Annotated in this window: 1 protein-coding gene; it reads right to left on the bottom strand. The window is 36.5% G+C overall.

Features of this window, described 5'->3' with window-relative positions; genetic code table 11:
• Positions 1–60: 60 nt before the first annotated feature.
• Positions 61–627, bottom strand: coding sequence for a Uma2 family endonuclease (locus IQ228_RS26195; RefSeq protein WP_027401864.1), 567 nt, complete (start codon positions 625–627; stop codon positions 61–63).
• Between the last annotated feature and the right edge of the window lie 518 nt (positions 628–1,145).

Below are 1,145 nucleotides of genomic sequence, written 5' to 3'. Positions count from 1 at the left end.
CCTTCATTTCCTAATCCTGTAAATCCTTAAATCCTGGATATCCTGATTCACACATTTTCCTTATGCAAAAATTTGATATACTTTTAAATTTAGACTATTAAATTGTGAAGATAAAACTAAATCATCACCGGAGAAAATCCCCATTTCAGTGTAAGTTTCGTTAATTAACTCTAAAACTAATATGCTTTGGGTTTGGGGGTCAATAATCCAATATTCAGGAATACCACAATCTTGATATTGTAGCCGCTTGGCAATGAAATCTCTATCTCTTTGTAATTCCCCAGGACTAACAACTTCAACAACTAATAAAGGTGGTAGCATTGATAAGCGAATAGTGTTCCGATTTGCTAATTGTTGAATATGCTCTTCTCGAATAATAGTCAGGTCAGGATAACGGTTTCTCGGTTCTCCTCTGACTTCCAATTCTAAACCATGTCCTCGCACTCTATCAATCCCTATTAACAATGCAAACATTAAGAAAAGACGATTGGCAATTTGCACATTAATTCCTGACTCTGGCGGCATTTCAATTAACTCTCCATTAAATAGTTCATACAAGTTATCTGTACCATCATCATAAGATAAATATTCTTCAAAGCTTTGAAATTGATGTTTAACTTGTAGCATCAGAGTTACTCCATCTATTGCCGTAGTTAGATTTTAACACTCTTGATTTCTCTTTCCGTCTCTGCACGAAATTAAATGTAATTCACTCAGGAATTAAGTAGTGAGATAGAAGTAATTACACAATGTTATTGCGTTAGCGTTGCGTGGCGTTAGCCATATGAAACGAAGTGAAATGAAGTAATTGCAAGGGTTGTGATTGCTTCCCTTCCCTCGCAATGACTGTAAATATTTTTGTCCAATTACTTATGTAAGTGAAAAAGCTGGTAGGGTGCGTCAGATATCAGATATCAACAATTTGTTTAAGTAGTGAGATAGAAGTAATTACACAATGTTATTGCGTTAGCGTTGCGTGGCGTTAGCCATATGAAACGAAGTGAAATGAAGTAATTGCAAGGGTTGTGATTGCTTCCCTTCGCTCGCAATGACTGTAAATATTTTTGTCCAATTACTTACAGCGATTTCCAATCATATAAGGTACATCTTAGCCACCTCATCGCTTGCGGGGAGGGGGTTGGGGG

Origin of the sequence: Dolichospermum sp. LEGE 00246 (assembly GCF_015207865.1) — a bacterium.
GTDB classification, from domain to species: domain Bacteria; phylum Cyanobacteriota; class Cyanobacteriia; order Cyanobacteriales; family Nostocaceae; genus Dolichospermum; species Dolichospermum heterosporum.
This window is presented reverse-complemented; position numbering and strand designations above follow the sequence as displayed.

What these genes read in the sequence shown, in the direction of transcription:
- IQ228_RS26195 (WP_027401864.1), bottom strand. Translation starts at nt 627, where the DNA reads ATGCTACAAGTTAAACATCAATTTCAAAGCTTTGAAGAATATTTATCT.